Annotated in this window: 15 protein-coding genes; 9 read left to right on the top strand and 6 right to left on the bottom strand. The window is 62.6% G+C overall.

Translation table 11 applies throughout. From position 1 onward, the window contains the following. Positions 1 to 143 precede the first annotated feature (143 nt). A complete protein-coding gene (locus tag AC0L2U_RS19510) occupies positions 144 to 950 on the top strand; it encodes a class I SAM-dependent methyltransferase (RefSeq protein ID WP_473602496.1) in 807 nt (268 codons plus the stop codon). Between the two features lie 114 nt (positions 951 to 1,064). Further along, the gene (locus AC0L2U_RS19505) at positions 1,065 to 3,404 is read left to right on the top strand and encodes a response regulator (RefSeq protein WP_127397032.1); all 2,340 of its coding nucleotides are present in this window, start codon (positions 1,065 to 1,067) and stop codon (positions 3,402 to 3,404) included. A gap of 16 nt (positions 3,405 to 3,420) precedes the next feature. On the opposite strand, the gene AC0L2U_RS19500 is transcribed toward AC0L2U_RS19505, so the two are convergent. The 5 genes from AC0L2U_RS19500 to AC0L2U_RS19480 form a co-directional block, all read right to left on the bottom strand. Then, the gene (locus tag AC0L2U_RS19500; protein ID WP_127809065.1) at positions 3,421 to 4,170 is read right to left on the bottom strand and encodes a class I SAM-dependent methyltransferase; all 750 of its coding nucleotides are present in this window, start codon (positions 4,168 to 4,170) and stop codon (positions 3,421 to 3,423) included. A 47-nt stretch (positions 4,171 to 4,217) separates the two neighbouring features. Next, positions 4,218 to 4,982 carry a Stf0 family sulfotransferase gene (locus tag AC0L2U_RS19495; RefSeq protein WP_127397034.1) on the bottom strand — a complete coding sequence of 255 codons (765 nt, stop codon included), beginning with the start codon at positions 4,980 to 4,982 and terminating at the stop codon, positions 4,218 to 4,220. Positions 4,983 to 5,118: 136 nt separating this feature from the next. Next, a complete protein-coding gene (locus tag AC0L2U_RS19490; protein WP_128287752.1) occupies positions 5,119 to 5,973 on the bottom strand; it encodes a lytic transglycosylase domain-containing protein in 855 nt (284 codons plus the stop codon). Positions 5,974 to 5,978: 5 nt separating this feature from the next. Beyond that, a complete protein-coding gene (gene ispG, locus AC0L2U_RS19485; protein WP_473602495.1) occupies positions 5,979 to 7,229 on the bottom strand; it encodes a flavodoxin-dependent (E)-4-hydroxy-3-methylbut-2-enyl-diphosphate synthase in 1,251 nt (416 codons plus the stop codon). A 332-nt stretch (positions 7,230 to 7,561) separates the two neighbouring features. Then, positions 7,562 to 7,741 (bottom strand): YdcH family protein, encoded by a 180-nt coding sequence (locus AC0L2U_RS19480; RefSeq protein WP_128287753.1) that lies wholly within the window; start codon positions 7,739 to 7,741, stop codon positions 7,562 to 7,564. 238 nt (positions 7,742 to 7,979) lie between these two features. Between AC0L2U_RS19480 and AC0L2U_RS19475 the strand changes: the two genes are divergently transcribed. After that, positions 7,980 to 8,183: a YdcH family protein gene (locus tag AC0L2U_RS19475; RefSeq protein ID WP_013529216.1), complete on the top strand. Its 204-nt coding sequence runs from the start codon at positions 7,980 to 7,982 to the stop codon at positions 8,181 to 8,183. Between the two features lie 21 nt (positions 8,184 to 8,204). On the opposite strand, the gene AC0L2U_RS19470 is transcribed toward AC0L2U_RS19475, so the two are convergent. Next, entirely contained in the window at positions 8,205 to 8,993 is a 789-nt protein-coding gene (locus tag AC0L2U_RS19470; protein ID WP_127399021.1) for an IclR family transcriptional regulator, read from the bottom strand. A gap of 127 nt (positions 8,994 to 9,120) precedes the next feature. Between AC0L2U_RS19470 and AC0L2U_RS19465 the strand changes: the two genes are divergently transcribed. The 6 genes from AC0L2U_RS19465 (at position 9,121) to AC0L2U_RS19440 (ending at position 14,017) form a co-directional block, all read left to right on the top strand. Beyond that, positions 9,121 to 10,002, top strand: a complete 882-nt coding sequence (locus AC0L2U_RS19465) for a transporter substrate-binding domain-containing protein (RefSeq protein ID WP_127267516.1) — start codon at positions 9,121 to 9,123, stop codon at positions 10,000 to 10,002. 169 nt (positions 10,003 to 10,171) lie between these two features. After that, entirely contained in the window at positions 10,172 to 10,837 is a 666-nt protein-coding gene (locus AC0L2U_RS19460) for an amino acid ABC transporter permease (protein WP_023810937.1), read from the top strand. Position 10,838: 1 nt separating this feature from the next. Further along, positions 10,839 to 11,489 carry an amino acid ABC transporter permease gene (locus tag AC0L2U_RS19455; RefSeq protein ID WP_023810936.1) on the top strand — a complete coding sequence of 217 codons (651 nt, stop codon included), beginning with the start codon at positions 10,839 to 10,841 and terminating at the stop codon, positions 11,487 to 11,489. A gap of 2 nt (positions 11,490 to 11,491) precedes the next feature. Then, entirely contained in the window at positions 11,492 to 12,286 is a 795-nt protein-coding gene (locus tag AC0L2U_RS19450) for an amino acid ABC transporter ATP-binding protein (RefSeq protein WP_127272345.1), read from the top strand. Positions 12,287 to 12,324: 38 nt separating this feature from the next. Continuing rightward, on the top strand, positions 12,325 to 12,786 hold the full coding sequence (locus AC0L2U_RS19445) for a RidA family protein (RefSeq protein ID WP_128287754.1): 462 nt from the start codon (positions 12,325 to 12,327) through the stop codon (positions 12,784 to 12,786). Between the two features lie 25 nt (positions 12,787 to 12,811). After that, positions 12,812 to 14,017: an aminotransferase class V-fold PLP-dependent enzyme gene (locus tag AC0L2U_RS19440; RefSeq protein ID WP_127395747.1), complete on the top strand. Its 1,206-nt coding sequence runs from the start codon at positions 12,812 to 12,814 to the stop codon at positions 14,015 to 14,017. The last annotated feature ends 132 nt before the right edge of the window (positions 14,018 to 14,149 follow it).

Raw genomic sequence — 14,149 nt, 5'->3', positions numbered from 1 at the left:
TATCGAGCTGACTAAAGTTCGCTCATCCTCCGCCGGCCAATTCAGAAATAGAACTTGAGCGGAAGCCTGCCGAGGCAGAGGATCGACATCGCTTTGCCATCCGCACGGCACGCACGCGGTGCGGGTAGAGTTGGAGGGGTGCCATGTCGACCACCGACAAGCTGTTCAGCGGTTCCATTGCCGAGGTCTACGACCGGGCGATGGTGCCGCTGATCTTCGAGCCGTATGCACGGGATCTGGCAGAGCGGGTGTCGAAGCTCGGGCCGCAATCGGTGCTCGAAGTGGCGGCGGGCACCGGTGTGGTGACACGTGCGATGGCAGCAAAGTTGCCGGCGCAAGCCCGCATCTTGGTCACCGACCTCAACCAGCCCATGCTCGACCACGCACGCACGCGGATGGCGGACGATCCTCGGATCACCTGGCGGCAGGCCGACGCCCAGGCGCTGCCCTTCGAGGACGCAGAGTTCGACGCCGTGGTTTGCCAGTTTGGCGCGATGTTCTTCCCCGATCGGGTGGGCGCCTACGGCCAAGCGCGGCGGGTGATGCGGCCGGGCGGGCACTTCCTGTTCAACGTCTGGAGTGCCATCGAAGACAACGAGTTCGCCGAGGAAGTGACGCGGGCGCTCGGCCATTTTTTCCCGGCCGATCCGCCGCGCTTCATGGCGAGGACGCCGCACGGCTATCACGATGCGGACGTCATCCGCGCCGACCTTCATGCCGCCGACTTCGGTAACATCACCATAGAGCCGCTGGATGCCGTCAGCGCCGCTTCGTCGCCATATGAGGCGGCCACGGCCTATTGCCAGGGCACACCCCTGCGGGCTGAGATCGAGGCGCGCGGCGGCTCGCTGGAGGAGGCGACGCGATACGTGGCGAATGCCCTTGGGAAACGGTTCGGGGAAGGTCCGGTGCGTGGCCGCATCCGCGCCCTCGTCGTGGAAGCGGCCTAGGCGTGCTGTCCATCCGGCGGTTCGCATGGCCTGCCTGCCCGCACGAACGAAATTTTAATGTAAATGAAGCGTAATCCCGGCCATTAAAATGGTGCGTATGTGTTGGGGTTGCGCATGCCTGAATATTCGTCCTTCATCCGGTCGGTCCGGATCCGCTATATTTCAGGGTTGCTGATCTTCGCGCTGGCTTCCGCCGGCATCGTGATTGCGCTTGACCGCGTCAATTCCTTTCGCCGCGACATCGATGCGCTGAGCAGCAACCTCGTCATCTTCACCCGCGACCTGCGCAACGCGACCAGCTTCGCCGAGACCACCGGCACCGCCTGGCGGGCGGAGACACGCGATGCCCTGACCACATCGGCGCGCGGCCATTCGGAGCGCCTGACCGGCGAGATCGAGACGCTGACCGCCCAGCTTGCGGCGATCAAGCCACGGCTGTCGATCAAGACCGTCAACGAACTCCAGTCCGCTTCCGTCAACGGCGATCTGTTCTGGTCGCCGCGCGACATGGTGCGCAATTTCAACCTGATGTCGATGGCGCAAAAGGTCGACGAGTGGAGCTATCGCGAAATCCGCAACCAGAACGACCTGTTCGCCCAGCCGATGCTGGTCCGCGTCCGCACCGCCATGGATGATGAGCGCCACCTGGCCGATGCCTCAAGCGACAGGCTGCTGCTGTGGGCGAGCGGCATCCTGTTCGCGGCACTTGCCATCGTCGCCTTCTGGATCTTCCGCCCGATGGAAGTGGCAATCCGCCGCGCCTTTGCCGAATCCGCGGAATCCCTGTTCAAGGCCGAGGCCGCCGACCGCGCCAAATCCGAATTCCTGGCCAATATGAGCCACGAAATCCGCACGCCGATGAACGGTGTGCTCGGCATGGCCGAACTGCTGGCCAAGACCGATCTGACCCCGCGCCAGAAGACCTTCACCGACGTCATCGTCAAATCCGGCAACGCGCTGCTCACCATCATCAACGACATCCTCGATTTCTCCAAGATCAATGCCGGGCAACTCACTCTCGACCCTGCTCCCTTCCGCCTTTCCGAGGCGGTCGAGGATGTGGCGACGCTGGTCTCGGCGCGCGTCGCCGAAAAGAACCTTGAACTGATCGTGCGTGTCGACCCGCGCCTGCCGGCCCATGTCGTCGGCGACGCCGGCCGGTTCCGGCAGATCATCACCAACCTGCTCGGCAATGCCGTGAAGTTCACCGAAAAGGGTCATGTGCTGATCGATGTCGGCGGCGAAATCGTCAACGACGTGGTCCAACTCAAGATCCGCGTCGAGGACACCGGCATCGGCATACCGGCCGAGAAACTGCAGAACGTGTTCGAAAAATTCGCGCAGGTGGACGGCTCGTCCACCCGCCGTCATGAAGGCACGGGGCTTGGCTTGGCCATCGCCGCCCGCCTCGTCGACCTGATGGCAGGCAAGATCGGCGTCGAAAGCGAGATCGGCCGCGGCTCGGTGTTCTGGTTCGCGGTGCCGCTGCCCGCGCATCAGGCCGCGGCGCGCGACGAGATCGTGCCGGTCGACGTCACCGGCGCGCGCGTGCTGGTCATCGATGACAATCCGGTCAACCGCGAAATCCTGCTCGAGCAGCTCAGAAGCTGGAGCTTCGATTGCGCCGCCGCCGAAAGCGGCGCGGTTGGGCTGGCCTTCCTCGACCGCGCCTTTCAGTTGGGCGCCGCTGTCGACTGCATCATCCTCGACTACCAGATGCCGGGAATGAACGGCGCCGACGTCGCCAGAGCCATTGCTTCCGACAGCCGCCTGTCGGCCATCCCGATCGTTATCCTGACCTCGGTCGACCAGGTCGATTTCGGTAAGATGATCATCGACTTCGGCATTGCCGCGCATCTGACCAAACCGGCGCGCTCCGCGGTGCTGCTCGGCACCGTCATCTCGGTGATTCAGAAGGCCCGTTCGCAGGTCGGCAAGGCGCGGTTCGTCCGTGAACCGATTGTGCAGGCTTCCCTGGCAGCGCCGCCCGCCTTCACTGTCATCCGCGGCCCGGCAATGCCGGTCACGGCAGCGCCGGAATTGACAACCGCGCCGAACGGACCGATCGACATCCTCATTGCCGAGGACAATGACGTGAACCAGTTGGTCTTCGGCCAGATCCTCAATGGGTTGGGCTTGAGCTACCGCATCGCCGGCAATGGCCGCACGGCGGTCGAAATGTACCGGGCGCTGCGCCCCAAGCTGATCCTGATGGACGTTTCGATGCCCGAAATGAACGGCTATGAGGCGACCCGCGCCATCCGGGCGATGGAGGTCTCGACGGGCGCCCACATCCCGATCATCGGCGTCACCGCGCACGCGCTGAAGGGCGATCGCGACAAGTGCATCGAATCTGGCATGGACGACTATCTGCCGAAGCCCGTTTCGCCCGACCGCCTGGGCACCAAGATCGGCACATGGCTCAGCGAGACGGTGGTGGCCAAGACGGCGTAAAAGCCGGCCCTATTGGTCAGGCCGATCGGCGCAACCGGCCGATCGGGATGATTTCCGGCGAGGTCACGCCATAAGGCGTGCCCTGCCAGTCACCCAGCCACTGCTCGACCAACAGGCCAGCCTCGTCCAGCATCCGCGCAAGATCTTCCTTCTTGGGGAACGCGATCTTGGATTCGGCGCCCAGAACAGGTCTACCGCCCGGAATGTCATAGAAGGTCGAGTAGGTGACGATGCCGGTAGCGGCATCGTGTCCGGCATCATACCAGGCTTTGACCGTGCCGAGGTCGGGATGCGTAACCGCCCGTTCGGAGCGCTGCGGCGTCCATTCCAGCCATTCCTCCTCGGCGGGATTTCGTGTGTCGAAAATGAAGAGCCCGCCAGGAGCGAGATGCTCAGTGATGGTGCCCAGCACCGCCATCTGATCCTCGCCTGTCAAGAAAACCTGGAACGCATGCCCGGTGAGCAGGACCAGATCGAAACGCCGCCCGAGCCGAACAGTACGCGCGTCAGCCTCGACCCAGTCGACCCTGTCGCCGCCGGCCCTGCGCCGCGCGACGTCGAGCATCGCCGATGCCGGGTCAACGCCAGTGACACTATGCCCATCGGCAAGTTCGGCAGCCAGTTGGCCAGTGCCACAGCCGAGATCGAGGACCGAGCCGCGATTTACGGCAAGACCGATACAGTATTCAAAATCGGCGCGGCCGCTTTGGTTCTCAATATCATAGAACTGGACGAAGTCAGGATCGCTGTAGATAGGGTCGGTCATAGTTCTCCGCCTATACTCCAAATTTCCAGCTGCGGCCCATCAATGCGTCAGGCCGCCGCGTCCAGGCGATAGCGACGCATCCAGTCGAGGCTTGTCGCGTCAGCGAGCTTTGCAACGCCGGGGCTTATATCTTCGGCGTCTGGTGCTCGGACATCCAAAACTTCACAGATGCCTAGCAACGTCGCCGCCGGATTGCTCGAAAGGCGCTCGTAGCCAACCCGAAGCGGGGTTATGCCTTGCTCAGCGAACCAAATGTTCCATGCCGCATCATAGGTCTCGAGTTCCGTGACCTCTCGTTTGATCCGCTCGAAATCATATTGGGGCTCTTTCGGCGGTGCGACCCTTTCGATCTCGGTGCCGTCGGGAGCGATATGCCAAAGACCGGTCTGCTCCGCCTTGATCAGGGAGACAGCCTGCGCGAGCTTGTTCTCCCGCGAGAGGTGTATGTAGAGGACGCGGCCAAAGGCCTTTTCAAGACGCGCTCTGTCGGACGGCAGTTTTGGAAAAATCCGGTCGAGGGTTGCCGAGAGTTCATCCAGATTTTCGCGCATTAAGCGAAGGCCGAAGAGGCCGGTCCCACCCTTGCCCGCAGCCATCGCCGCGTTGAGATAGGCGACATTGAAGTCGAGCTCACTCATCGTGTCGCGATCGGGCAGCTTCCACTCTTCAGCCCACTCCAGCACATCCTGCCGCCGATAGAATGAGTGCGGATCGCCAGTCGTCTTCGTGGATGCCAGAAGCTTGCACAGCAGCGTGCTTCCGGTCCTCGGCGTGCCGCAGATGATGTATCCATCGAACATGTTGAGACCCATGCTGCTCGTCAAAGACAGGGCCGCCGCCCAGTAAGGATGGCGGCCGCTATAGCTGAAATCTTTGCTGGATGCGACGTCACGGCTATCGCTTTTAAATGCCTCTCTCGGACAAACACCATGCCTGCAGCGGCCAAATTTACCGGTTGCGCACCACCACGCACGCCCCACCGACACTTTGCAATTTCTGGCAAATAACGTTGGCATCGGCGCGGCGGTCGACACCGATCCTGACCGCGTAGATGCCGCGCCGGCCGATCGGCGTGCGCACCCGGCTGACCACCGGATCATGCCCGTTGAGTAGGGCCGGGAACCGGCTCCTTACCCTGAGCCACTGGTTGATCGCCGCACTGCGGCGGAAATTGCCGGCCACCTGGATGCCCCACGGCTTTATGTTGATCGAAGCCATGGCCACCGTCCGCGACATGATCACCGGCAGCTTGCGGCAGGCAATGGCAAAATCCGTCTTTGCATCGAGCGGCTCGATCTTTCCGGCATAGGCCCGGTCGGTGAACTTGTCGGCCGGCTCGCCCATGATGTCGAAGACATAGCTTTCGGTTTCCATCGGCAGAAAGCCGCCGGAGCTGAGCCAGCGCGACACCCGGCTCTCACCGGCATTGTAGGCGGCCGCCGCCAGGCCGAGATTGCCATAGCCGGTTTTCATTTCAGCGAGATATCTAGCCGAAGCCGGGATCGCCTGGTTGATGTCGAATGAATTGGCGAGCCCGCGCATCTTGGCGGTGCCCGGCATGAACTGGGCGATGCCCTCGGCGCCGACCGGACTGACGGCGTTGGGATCGAAACGGCTTTCCTTCCAGATCAGCCGGGCGAAGAAATCCCTGGGCAGGCCGTTCTGGTCGGCATGGGACTGGATCAGGGTGCAGACCCTGTCGATCAGCCGCTGCTTGGCGGATTGCGGTGGATCCGCCCGAACAGCTGTCGAGCAGACCAGGGCGCAAAGCAAAACGAGCGTCGCCCTCAGGAAACGCTGCATCGCGCCTACTCCGCCGCGGCCTTGCTGCGACCAAACCGTTGCTCGATATAGTCGGCGACCATTTTCTCGAAATCCGCGGCGATTGATGGCCCGCGCAGCGTCGCCGCCTTCTTGCCGTCGACGAAGACCGGCGCCGTCGGCGTCTCGCCGGTGCCGGGCAGCGAAATGCCGATGTCGGCATGCTTGGACTCGCCCGGACCGTTGACGATGCAACCCATCACCGCGACCTTGAGGTTCTCGACGCCGGGATATTTTTCGCGCCACACCGGCATGTTCTTGCGCAGGTCCGCCTGGATGTTCTGGGCAAGTTCCTGGAACACGGTCGAGGTCGTGCGGCCGCAGCCGGGGCAAGCGGCGACGATCGGCACGAACTGCCTGAACCCCATGGTCTGCAGCAGCTCCTGCGACACCTGCACCTCACGCGTGCGGTCGCCATTCGGCTCCGGCGTCAGCGAGATCCGGATGGTGTCGCCGATGCCTTGCTGCAGCAGGATGCCCATCGCGGCCGAAGAAGCCACGATGCCTTTCGAGCCCATGCCAGCTTCGGTGAGGCCGAGATGCAGCGCATGGTTGGAGCGGGTGGCAAGCTCGGTATAGACGGCGATCAGGTCCTGCACGCCGCTGACCTTGGCCGACAGGATGATCTTCTCGCGGCCAAGGCCGATCTCTTCCGCCATCTCGGCCGACAGGATTGCCGACTGCACGATCGCCTCGCGCGTCACCTCTTGCGCCGTCAGCGGAAAATCCTTGTCCTGGTTGTCGTCCATCAGCCGGGTCAAAAGCTCCTGGTCGAGCGAGCCCCAGTTGACGCCGATGCGCACCGGCTTGTCGTGTTTGATCGCCATCTCGACAATCGCCGCGAACTGCCGGTCCTTCTTGTCCTTGAAGCCGACATTGCCCGGATTGATGCGATATTTGGCCAGCGCCTCGGCACAGGCCGGATGATCGGCCAAGAGCTTGTGGCCGATATAGTGGAAATCGCCGACCAGCGGCACGTTGATGCCAAGCCGCTGAAGTCGCTCATGAATGCGCGGCACGGCGGCGGCACTCTCGTCGCGATCGACGGTGATGCGCACGATCTCGGAGCCGGCCCGGTGGAGTGCTGCAACCTGCGCAACAGTCTGGTCGACATCGGCCGTGTCGGTGTTGGTCATCGACTGCACGACAACTGGCGCGCCGCCGCCGACGACCACGCCGCCGACATCGACGCCGACCGAGGTGCGGCGGGGGAAAGGTGAGGAAAAATATCCGGTCATGCCGGCAGCCTTTTGTCTCTGGAGCGCCATGCGTCCACTTGGACGCACAAATGCGCTCCGGGCCGATGCGCTAAAGTCCGGGCATGAGGTGGAGGAGCAAAGATGGCTTGTCAATGGCGACAGGTCGCCACTGGCCAGAATCGGCCCGCCGCCAGGGGCCAGAAACAATCGATGATCTGGCGAAACGGGCGACGGCCGAAGCGGAAATTGAGCCAAGTGGTAGTCCAGCCTCGGCCGATGTGCCCAGTGCTGGAAATCAAAACCACCATGCCGGCGGCAGGTGCCGCCGGGAAAAGAGGCCGCGGATGGTAAGCGGCTATGTCAGGAGGGCATCAATGCGTGGTCGGTTTCCCTCTTAGTTTTTCAATCTCGTCCTTGAGTGCCAGCTTGCGTCGCTTGAGATTCACGATTTCGAGGTCGTCGACCGATGGATGATTCATCGCGTCATCGAGTTCGCGTTCGATGTCGCCGTGTTTCCGCTGCAACTCATCAAGATGGGATGCAAGAGACATGATTGGTTCTCCCTTTCATGGTTTCCTCGATTGCAACCGTCACGGCGCGTCCACCGCAGGTTCGCTTCTGTGACGGCACAATGACACTGTGCCACCATCCAGCCGCGATGTCGAATGATCCGTGGTAGCATTCCACGACACCTTGAAATGTGATATGGGCTGCACGCCGGTGACAAAACACCCGGTCCCGCCCAATCAGGCCCAGTTTTGGGCGCCGCAGACGTGCAGACGGTAGAGAATGTCCGATCAGGAACAGGCCGATATTCGCCTAGAATTTTCCCGCCTGAAGCAGGAACACGCCGATTTCGATGCGGCCATCAACGCGATGATCGCCATGGCCTGCGATCCGCTGCAGATCCAGCGCATGAAGAAGAAGAAGCTGTTCCTGAAGGACCGGCTGATGGCGCTGGAAGACAAGATCATTCCCGACATCATTGCGTGAGTTGGCGTTCGCTCGCTCGCGCTACCCGGCGATCGAAAGCTTCGCGGCACGATCACGCAGCAGGCCGATAAGTTCGCCGGTCCGCCCCTCGGATGTATCGATGGGGACCACCAGGCACATCGTCGCCTCGACCTTGCCCGGCGCTGAAAACACCGGCGCGGCAAGGCACTTGGTATAGGCATCGACAAGGCCCGAAGTGACGCAATAGCCGGTGATCCGCGCTTTTGCGATGTCGGCGACGAAATCGTCGAGCCGCAGTTTGCGCCCGTCGGGCAGCACGAGATCGTCGTTTGACACCATGTCTTCGATCTCAGCCTTCTCCAGCCCAGCCAGAAGCAGCCGCCCCGAGGCCGTCCAGGGCAGCGGTATCTGCAAGCCGGTGGCGGAACTGATGCGGAACGGCCTGGTGCCGGGACTCGCATGGACGATCGTATAGCGGCCGCTCTGCAGCATGCACAGTTCGGAAGTCTCGCCGGTCTCGCGCGACAGATTGTCGACCTCCTGGCGCCCCCGCCTCAACAGGTCGTTGCCCCGCACATAGTCCATTCCGTAGAGATAGAGCTTCTTGCCGAAATAGACGCGATTGCCGTCGCCTTCCATTTCCAGCAGTCCCGCATCGACCAGCGACCGCACCAGCGTATAGATCGTCGAACGGGGCGCGTTCACGCCCTTGGCAAGGTCGCCAATGCCGATCGCGCGCTGGGTCGTGTGAAGAAACTCCAGAATCTCGAGCACCCGGTTGAGCCCCTTTTCACGGGAGCCCGAAATCTTCTCGCCGGCTGAAAGTGCCGAGGCATTGCCATCTTGCATTGTTGATTCCCGGTGTTAGTATCTGTCCTGTACAGGATACACACGTCTCTTGTAAGAGACAATCGCTTCGACGTCACTGACGCGTGTATTGCCTGTGCAAGGGGAACACAAACGAAAGGAGGTCGCCGTGAACGACACATCCGGAAGACGTGATTTTCTGAAATTGGGAATGGCGGGACTGGCCACGGCCGGCGTCGTGGGTGCGGCGGTAGCCGTCGATGCCCAGAAGGCCGCTGCTCAGGCAGCACCCGACAGCCTGCTGCGCACCGTGCTCGATCGCGGCAAGCTGATCGTCGGCACCGGCAGCACCAACGCGCCGTGGCACTTCGAGAACGATGCCGGCGAACTCGTCGGCATGGACATCACCATGGGGCGCATTCTTGCCAAGGGCCTTTTCGATGATCCGACCAAGGTCGAGTTCGTGATGCAGGATCCGGCACAGCGCATCCCCAACGTCACCACCAACAAGGTCGACATCACCATTCAGTTCATGACGATGAGCGCCCAGCGCTCGCAGCTGGTCAACTTTTCCCGGCCTTACTACGTCGAGGGCGTCGCCCTGCTGAGCCTTCCGACCGCCGAGAACAAGACCTTCGACAAGTTGCTTGCCGGCGGCTCGGCGACACGCGTCTCCATCCTGCAGAATGTCGATGCCGAGGCGCAGGTGCATTCGGTGCTGCCCGAGTGCCAGGTCATGCAGATCGATACCCAGGCCAACGTGCTGCAGGCACTGGAATCGAAACGCGTCGACGCCGCTGCCGTCGATCTGTCCACGGTACGCTGGCTCGCCTCGCGCAATCCGGACAGATATTTCGACGCCGGCAAGAGCTGGCTGAGCATGCTTTATGGCGCGGCACTCCGGCAAGGCGACCTTGACTGGCTGACCTTCGTCAACGCGACCTTCACCATCGCCATGTTCGGCCACGAAAACGCACTCTACGATGCCGCCTTCAAGGACTATTTCGGACAGGAGCCGCCGGCGCGCCATCCCGGCTTCCCGGCCATCTGATCTGCATCAGGCGGGAGGGCGTATCCAGCGCCCTTCCGCCTCCCTAGAGCAATTCCAGGAAGTGTGAAACGGTTTTTCGTCCGGAATTGCGTCAAACAAAGAGTTAGAGCGGGTCGCCGTTTCCGTGAAACGGTGAACTGCTCTAAGCCTGCGGCACTGAGGCGGACGCATGGGCTATGCCCTTAATTTCAACCTGATCTGGCGGCACTTCGACAAGCTGTGGGGCGGACTGCTGCTCAGTCTCGAACTCGCCGTCATATCGATCGCCATCGGCACCGTCATCGGTCTGGTTTTGGCGGTCTGGTACGTGTCTGCCGGACGCATCGTGCGCACCATCATCGCCGCCTACGTCGAATTCATCCGCAACGTGCCGCTGATCCTGCTCGTCTACCTCGTTTTCTACGGCCTGCCGACAGTGGTCGACATCGCCTACAGCGCGCCGACCTCGTTCGTCGTCACGCTGTCGCTCTATAGCGGCGCCTATCTGGTCGAGGTGTTTCGCTCCGGGCTCGAAGCCGTTCCGCGCGGACAGTTGGACGCCGGCAAGGCAATCGGCCTGACGCCCTGGCAAAGGCTGCTCAACGTGCGCCTGCCGACCATGCTGCGCATCACCTTGCCGGCATTGTCCAACACCTTCATATCGCTGTTCAAGGACACCTCCGTCGCCTCGGTCATTTCGGTGCCGGAGCTGACCTATGGCGCCCAGTGGATCAACTTCAACACCTTCCGCATCGTCGAGGTCTATCTCGTGGTCACGGCGATGTATCTGGTGACCGGCTACATCTTGCTTTTTGCGCTTCGGCTCGTCGAGCGCCGGTTCAGGGCGGCGCGCTGACATGCTGACCCAGATAGCCTATGCCTTGCCTTTCCTCGCCCAGGGCTTTGCCCTGACACTGTGGGTATCCCTGCTGGTCGTGGTGTTTTCGTTGATCGCCGGCGTGATCATGGGCGTCGGCCTAGTCTATGGCCCGGTGCCGTTGCAATGGGCCGTGCGCATCTTCAGCGACACCATCCGCGGCATCCCGATCCTGGTGCTCATCTTCTTTGTCTATTACGGACTGCCGGCCGTTGGGCTTCATCTGCCGTCGTTCTGGGCCGCAGTGCTGGCGCTGACCCTGTTCAAGACAGCTCAGGTCGTCGAATATTTCAGAGGTGCTGTCGGCTCCATTCCGAAAGGGCAGTCCGAGGCGGCGATGGCGATCGGACTCACCTTTCGCCAGCGGCTCGCCTACGTCATTTTCCCACAGGCGTTCAGGCGCTTCCTGCCGCCCTGGATCAACGGCGTCACCGATGCGGTCAAGGGCAGCGCGCTGGTATCGCTGCTCGGCATCACCGACCTGATGCAGGCCATCAACCAGGTCATCGGCCGCACCTATGAGGCCATGCCGCTCTATATCCTCGGCGCGCTCATCTACTTCGCGGTCAACTATGCCCTTTCGCTCGCCAGCCGTCGGCTCGAGCGGCGTTTCTCCTTCATCCGGGAATAGCAATGTCCACAAGTCCGAAAAACACCCCGGCCCTTCTCGACGTCCAGGACGTTTCCAAAGCCTTTGGGACCGTCCAGGTCCTGCGTTCGGTCAGCCTGCAGGTGGCGAAGGGCGAGGTGGTGACGGTCATCGGCCCCTCCGGCAGCGGCAAGACCACGCTGCTGCGTTGCGTCAACTTTCTCGAAAGCTATGACAGTGGTTCGATCCGCATCGACGGCAAGGAGGTCGGCTTTCGCGAAGCCGGAACCCGCCAGCGTCGCAGCGAACGCGATCTCGCCGCGATGCGCGCCGAGACCGGCATGGTGTTCCAGAGCTTCAACCTCTTTCCGCACCTGACAGCCGCCGGCAACATCATGCTTGGCCTCACCAAGGTGCGCGGCAAGAGCAACGCCGAAGCGCGCACCATCGCCGAACACTGGCTCGGCCGGGTCGGCCTCGCCCACAAGGCCGACAGCCTGCCCGCCGAACTGTCCGGCGGCCAGCAGCAGCGCGTCGGCATTGCCCGCGCAGTGGCCATGGGGCCGAAGATCCTGCTTCTCGACGAGATAACCTCCGCGCTCGACCCGGAACTGGTCGGCGAGGTGCTCGAGGTCGTGCGCAGCCTGGCCGAGGACGGCATGACGATGGTGATGGTCACGCACGAAATGGCCTTTGCCCGAGATGCTTCGAGCCGCATCATCTTCATGGCCGATGGCGGCGTCAGCGCGGCGGGCCCACCCGCCGAAATCCTGGCGGCGGACACCGACAATGAGCGCCTGCGCACCTTCCTGGCACGCTTCCGCGCCTCGCATTTCTAGAACGGGACAGCCAACGCTGTCGCAAGGAGCCTTCTTTCATGACGCCTTATATCCGGCTCGCCGCGTTGGGCCTGACGCTGCCCGAGCCGCCGACACCGATCGCCAACTTCGTCACCCATGCCGAAAGCGGCCGGCTGATCTTCCTGTCCGGTCAGGGTCCGCTGCGCACCGACGGCACGCTGTTTACCGGCAAGGTGGGGGAGGATGTCACCGTCGAGGAGGCTTATGGCCATGCCCGCCTCACCGGCCTCAATCTGCTTGCCGTCATGCACGCAGCCACTGGCGACCTTGGCCGGATCGTGCGCGTCGTCAAGCTGCTCGGCTTCGTCAACGCCATACCGACCTTCAGCGACCATCCGAAAGTGGTCAATGGCTGTTCCGACCTGTTTGCCGATGTGTTCGACAATATCGGCGGCCATGCCCGCTCGGCGATCGGCGTCGGCTCCTTGCCTGGAAACATCACCGTTGAAATCGAGGCGGTTGTCGAGATCGCCGCCTGACCTTTAGAAGAATGGAATCCGAGAGATGAAAACCACTTCCACCGACGGCTCCAACACCACCATCCGCGAACGGCTCGGCCTTCGCCCGATCATCAATGTCTCCGGCACGATGACCGCGCTCGGCGCGTCGATCATTGTCCCCGAAGCGATCAGCGCCATGGCGGAAATGGCCTCGCAATGGGTGGAAATGGATGACCTGCAACGTGCCGCAAGCACGATCGTCGCGCGCCTGACCGGCGGCGAGGCCGGTTTCATCACTGCCTGCTGCGCCAGCGGCATCACCATGGCGATCGCCGGTGCGATGACGGGGACCAATCTGCTCGCCATCGAGCGGCTGCCTGATAACACGGAAGGCCTCAAGTCGGAGGTCATCGTCCAGCTCGGCCACATCGTCAACTATGGTGCGCCGATCGACCAGTCGGTCCGGCTGGCGGGCGCCAGGGTCGTGCCGGCCGGCACGGTCAGCGTGACGCAGGACTATCATGTGCGCGACGCGATCAACGACCGCACGGCGGCGGGCCTCTATGTCGTTGCGCACCACACCGTGCAGTATGGCATGCTGTCGCTGGAGGAATTCTGCGAGATCTGCCACGCCAGGGGTGTCCCGGTGATCGTGGATGCGGCTTCAGAGTATGATCTGCGCGACTTCCTCGCGCGCGGCGCCGACATTGTCATCTACAGCGGCCACAAATTCCTGAGTGGGCCGACCAGCGGCATCGTCACGGGGCGCAAGGATCTGGTTCGCGCCGCCTATCTCCAGAACCGCGGCGTCGCGCGCGCCATGAAGGTCGGCAAGGAGAGCATCGCCGGCACCATGGCCGCACTGGAAGCCTGGGAAAAGCGCGACCATGCCGGCATCCGCCGCCGCGAAGACGCCGCGCTCAACCTGTGGAAGGACGCGTTGCAGGGCCTGCCGGGCATTGTCGCGCAGATCATTCCCGATCCGACCGCCAACCCTCTCGATCGGCTTCAGATTTTTGTACTGCCCGAAAGCCGGTTCACGGCGGCCGGCCTCACCTCGGCATTGGCGACGGGCTCGCCACCGATCATCGTGCGCAACCATGAGGTGGAGCGCGGCCATTTCTTCCTCGACCCCTGCAATCTTCATCCCGGCGAGGCCGAGATCGTCGCCGAACGGCTGCGCGCCATATCGACCGCCAAGGACCGCCCGGCCGATGCGATGAAAGTCGCCCGCAAGGATTCGTCCGGCGTCTTACGCTGGCCAGATTGAACACCCGGCGAATCGTTACCTGAAATTGCGCCGGCCGTACCAGCACGCGCCATCATGCGCCTATTGGCCTGACGGGCTCTCCAGGGCACCGGCCGGGAAACTGCCGGCTCCCTTTGCGCGCCTTGGCGGGTC

Source organism: Mesorhizobium sp. WSM4808 (assembly GCF_055811675.1).
This window is presented reverse-complemented; position numbering and strand designations above follow the sequence as displayed.

What these genes read in the sequence shown, in the direction of transcription:
- AC0L2U_RS19510 (WP_473602496.1), top strand. Translation starts at nt 144, where the DNA reads ATGTCGACCACCGACAAGCTGTTCAGCGGTTCCATTGCCGAGGTCTAC.
- AC0L2U_RS19505 (WP_127397032.1), top strand. Translation starts at nt 1,065, where the DNA reads ATGCCTGAATATTCGTCCTTCATCCGGTCGGTCCGGATCCGCTATATT.
- AC0L2U_RS19500 (WP_127809065.1), bottom strand. Translation starts at nt 4,170, where the DNA reads ATGACCGACCCTATCTACAGCGATCCTGACTTCGTCCAGTTCTATGAT.
- AC0L2U_RS19495 (WP_127397034.1), bottom strand. Translation starts at nt 4,982, where the DNA reads ATGGGTCTCAACATGTTCGATGGATACATCATCTGCGGCACGCCGAGG.
- AC0L2U_RS19490 (WP_128287752.1), bottom strand. Translation starts at nt 5,973, where the DNA reads ATGCAGCGTTTCCTGAGGGCGACGCTCGTTTTGCTTTGCGCCCTGGTC.
- ispG (WP_473602495.1), bottom strand. Translation starts at nt 7,229, where the DNA reads ATGACCGGATATTTTTCCTCACCTTTCCCCCGCCGCACCTCGGTCGGC.
- AC0L2U_RS19480 (WP_128287753.1), bottom strand. Translation starts at nt 7,741, where the DNA reads ATGTCTCTTGCATCCCATCTTGATGAGTTGCAGCGGAAACACGGCGAC.
- AC0L2U_RS19475 (WP_013529216.1), top strand. Translation starts at nt 7,980, where the DNA reads ATGTCCGATCAGGAACAGGCCGATATTCGCCTAGAATTTTCCCGCCTG.
- AC0L2U_RS19470 (WP_127399021.1), bottom strand. Translation starts at nt 8,993, where the DNA reads ATGCAAGATGGCAATGCCTCGGCACTTTCAGCCGGCGAGAAGATTTCG.
- AC0L2U_RS19460 (WP_023810937.1), top strand. Translation starts at nt 10,172, where the DNA reads ATGGGCTATGCCCTTAATTTCAACCTGATCTGGCGGCACTTCGACAAG.
- AC0L2U_RS19455 (WP_023810936.1), top strand. Translation starts at nt 10,839, where the DNA reads ATGCTGACCCAGATAGCCTATGCCTTGCCTTTCCTCGCCCAGGGCTTT.
- AC0L2U_RS19450 (WP_127272345.1), top strand. Translation starts at nt 11,492, where the DNA reads ATGTCCACAAGTCCGAAAAACACCCCGGCCCTTCTCGACGTCCAGGAC.
- AC0L2U_RS19445 (WP_128287754.1), top strand. Translation starts at nt 12,325, where the DNA reads ATGACGCCTTATATCCGGCTCGCCGCGTTGGGCCTGACGCTGCCCGAG.
- AC0L2U_RS19440 (WP_127395747.1), top strand. Translation starts at nt 12,812, where the DNA reads ATGAAAACCACTTCCACCGACGGCTCCAACACCACCATCCGCGAACGG.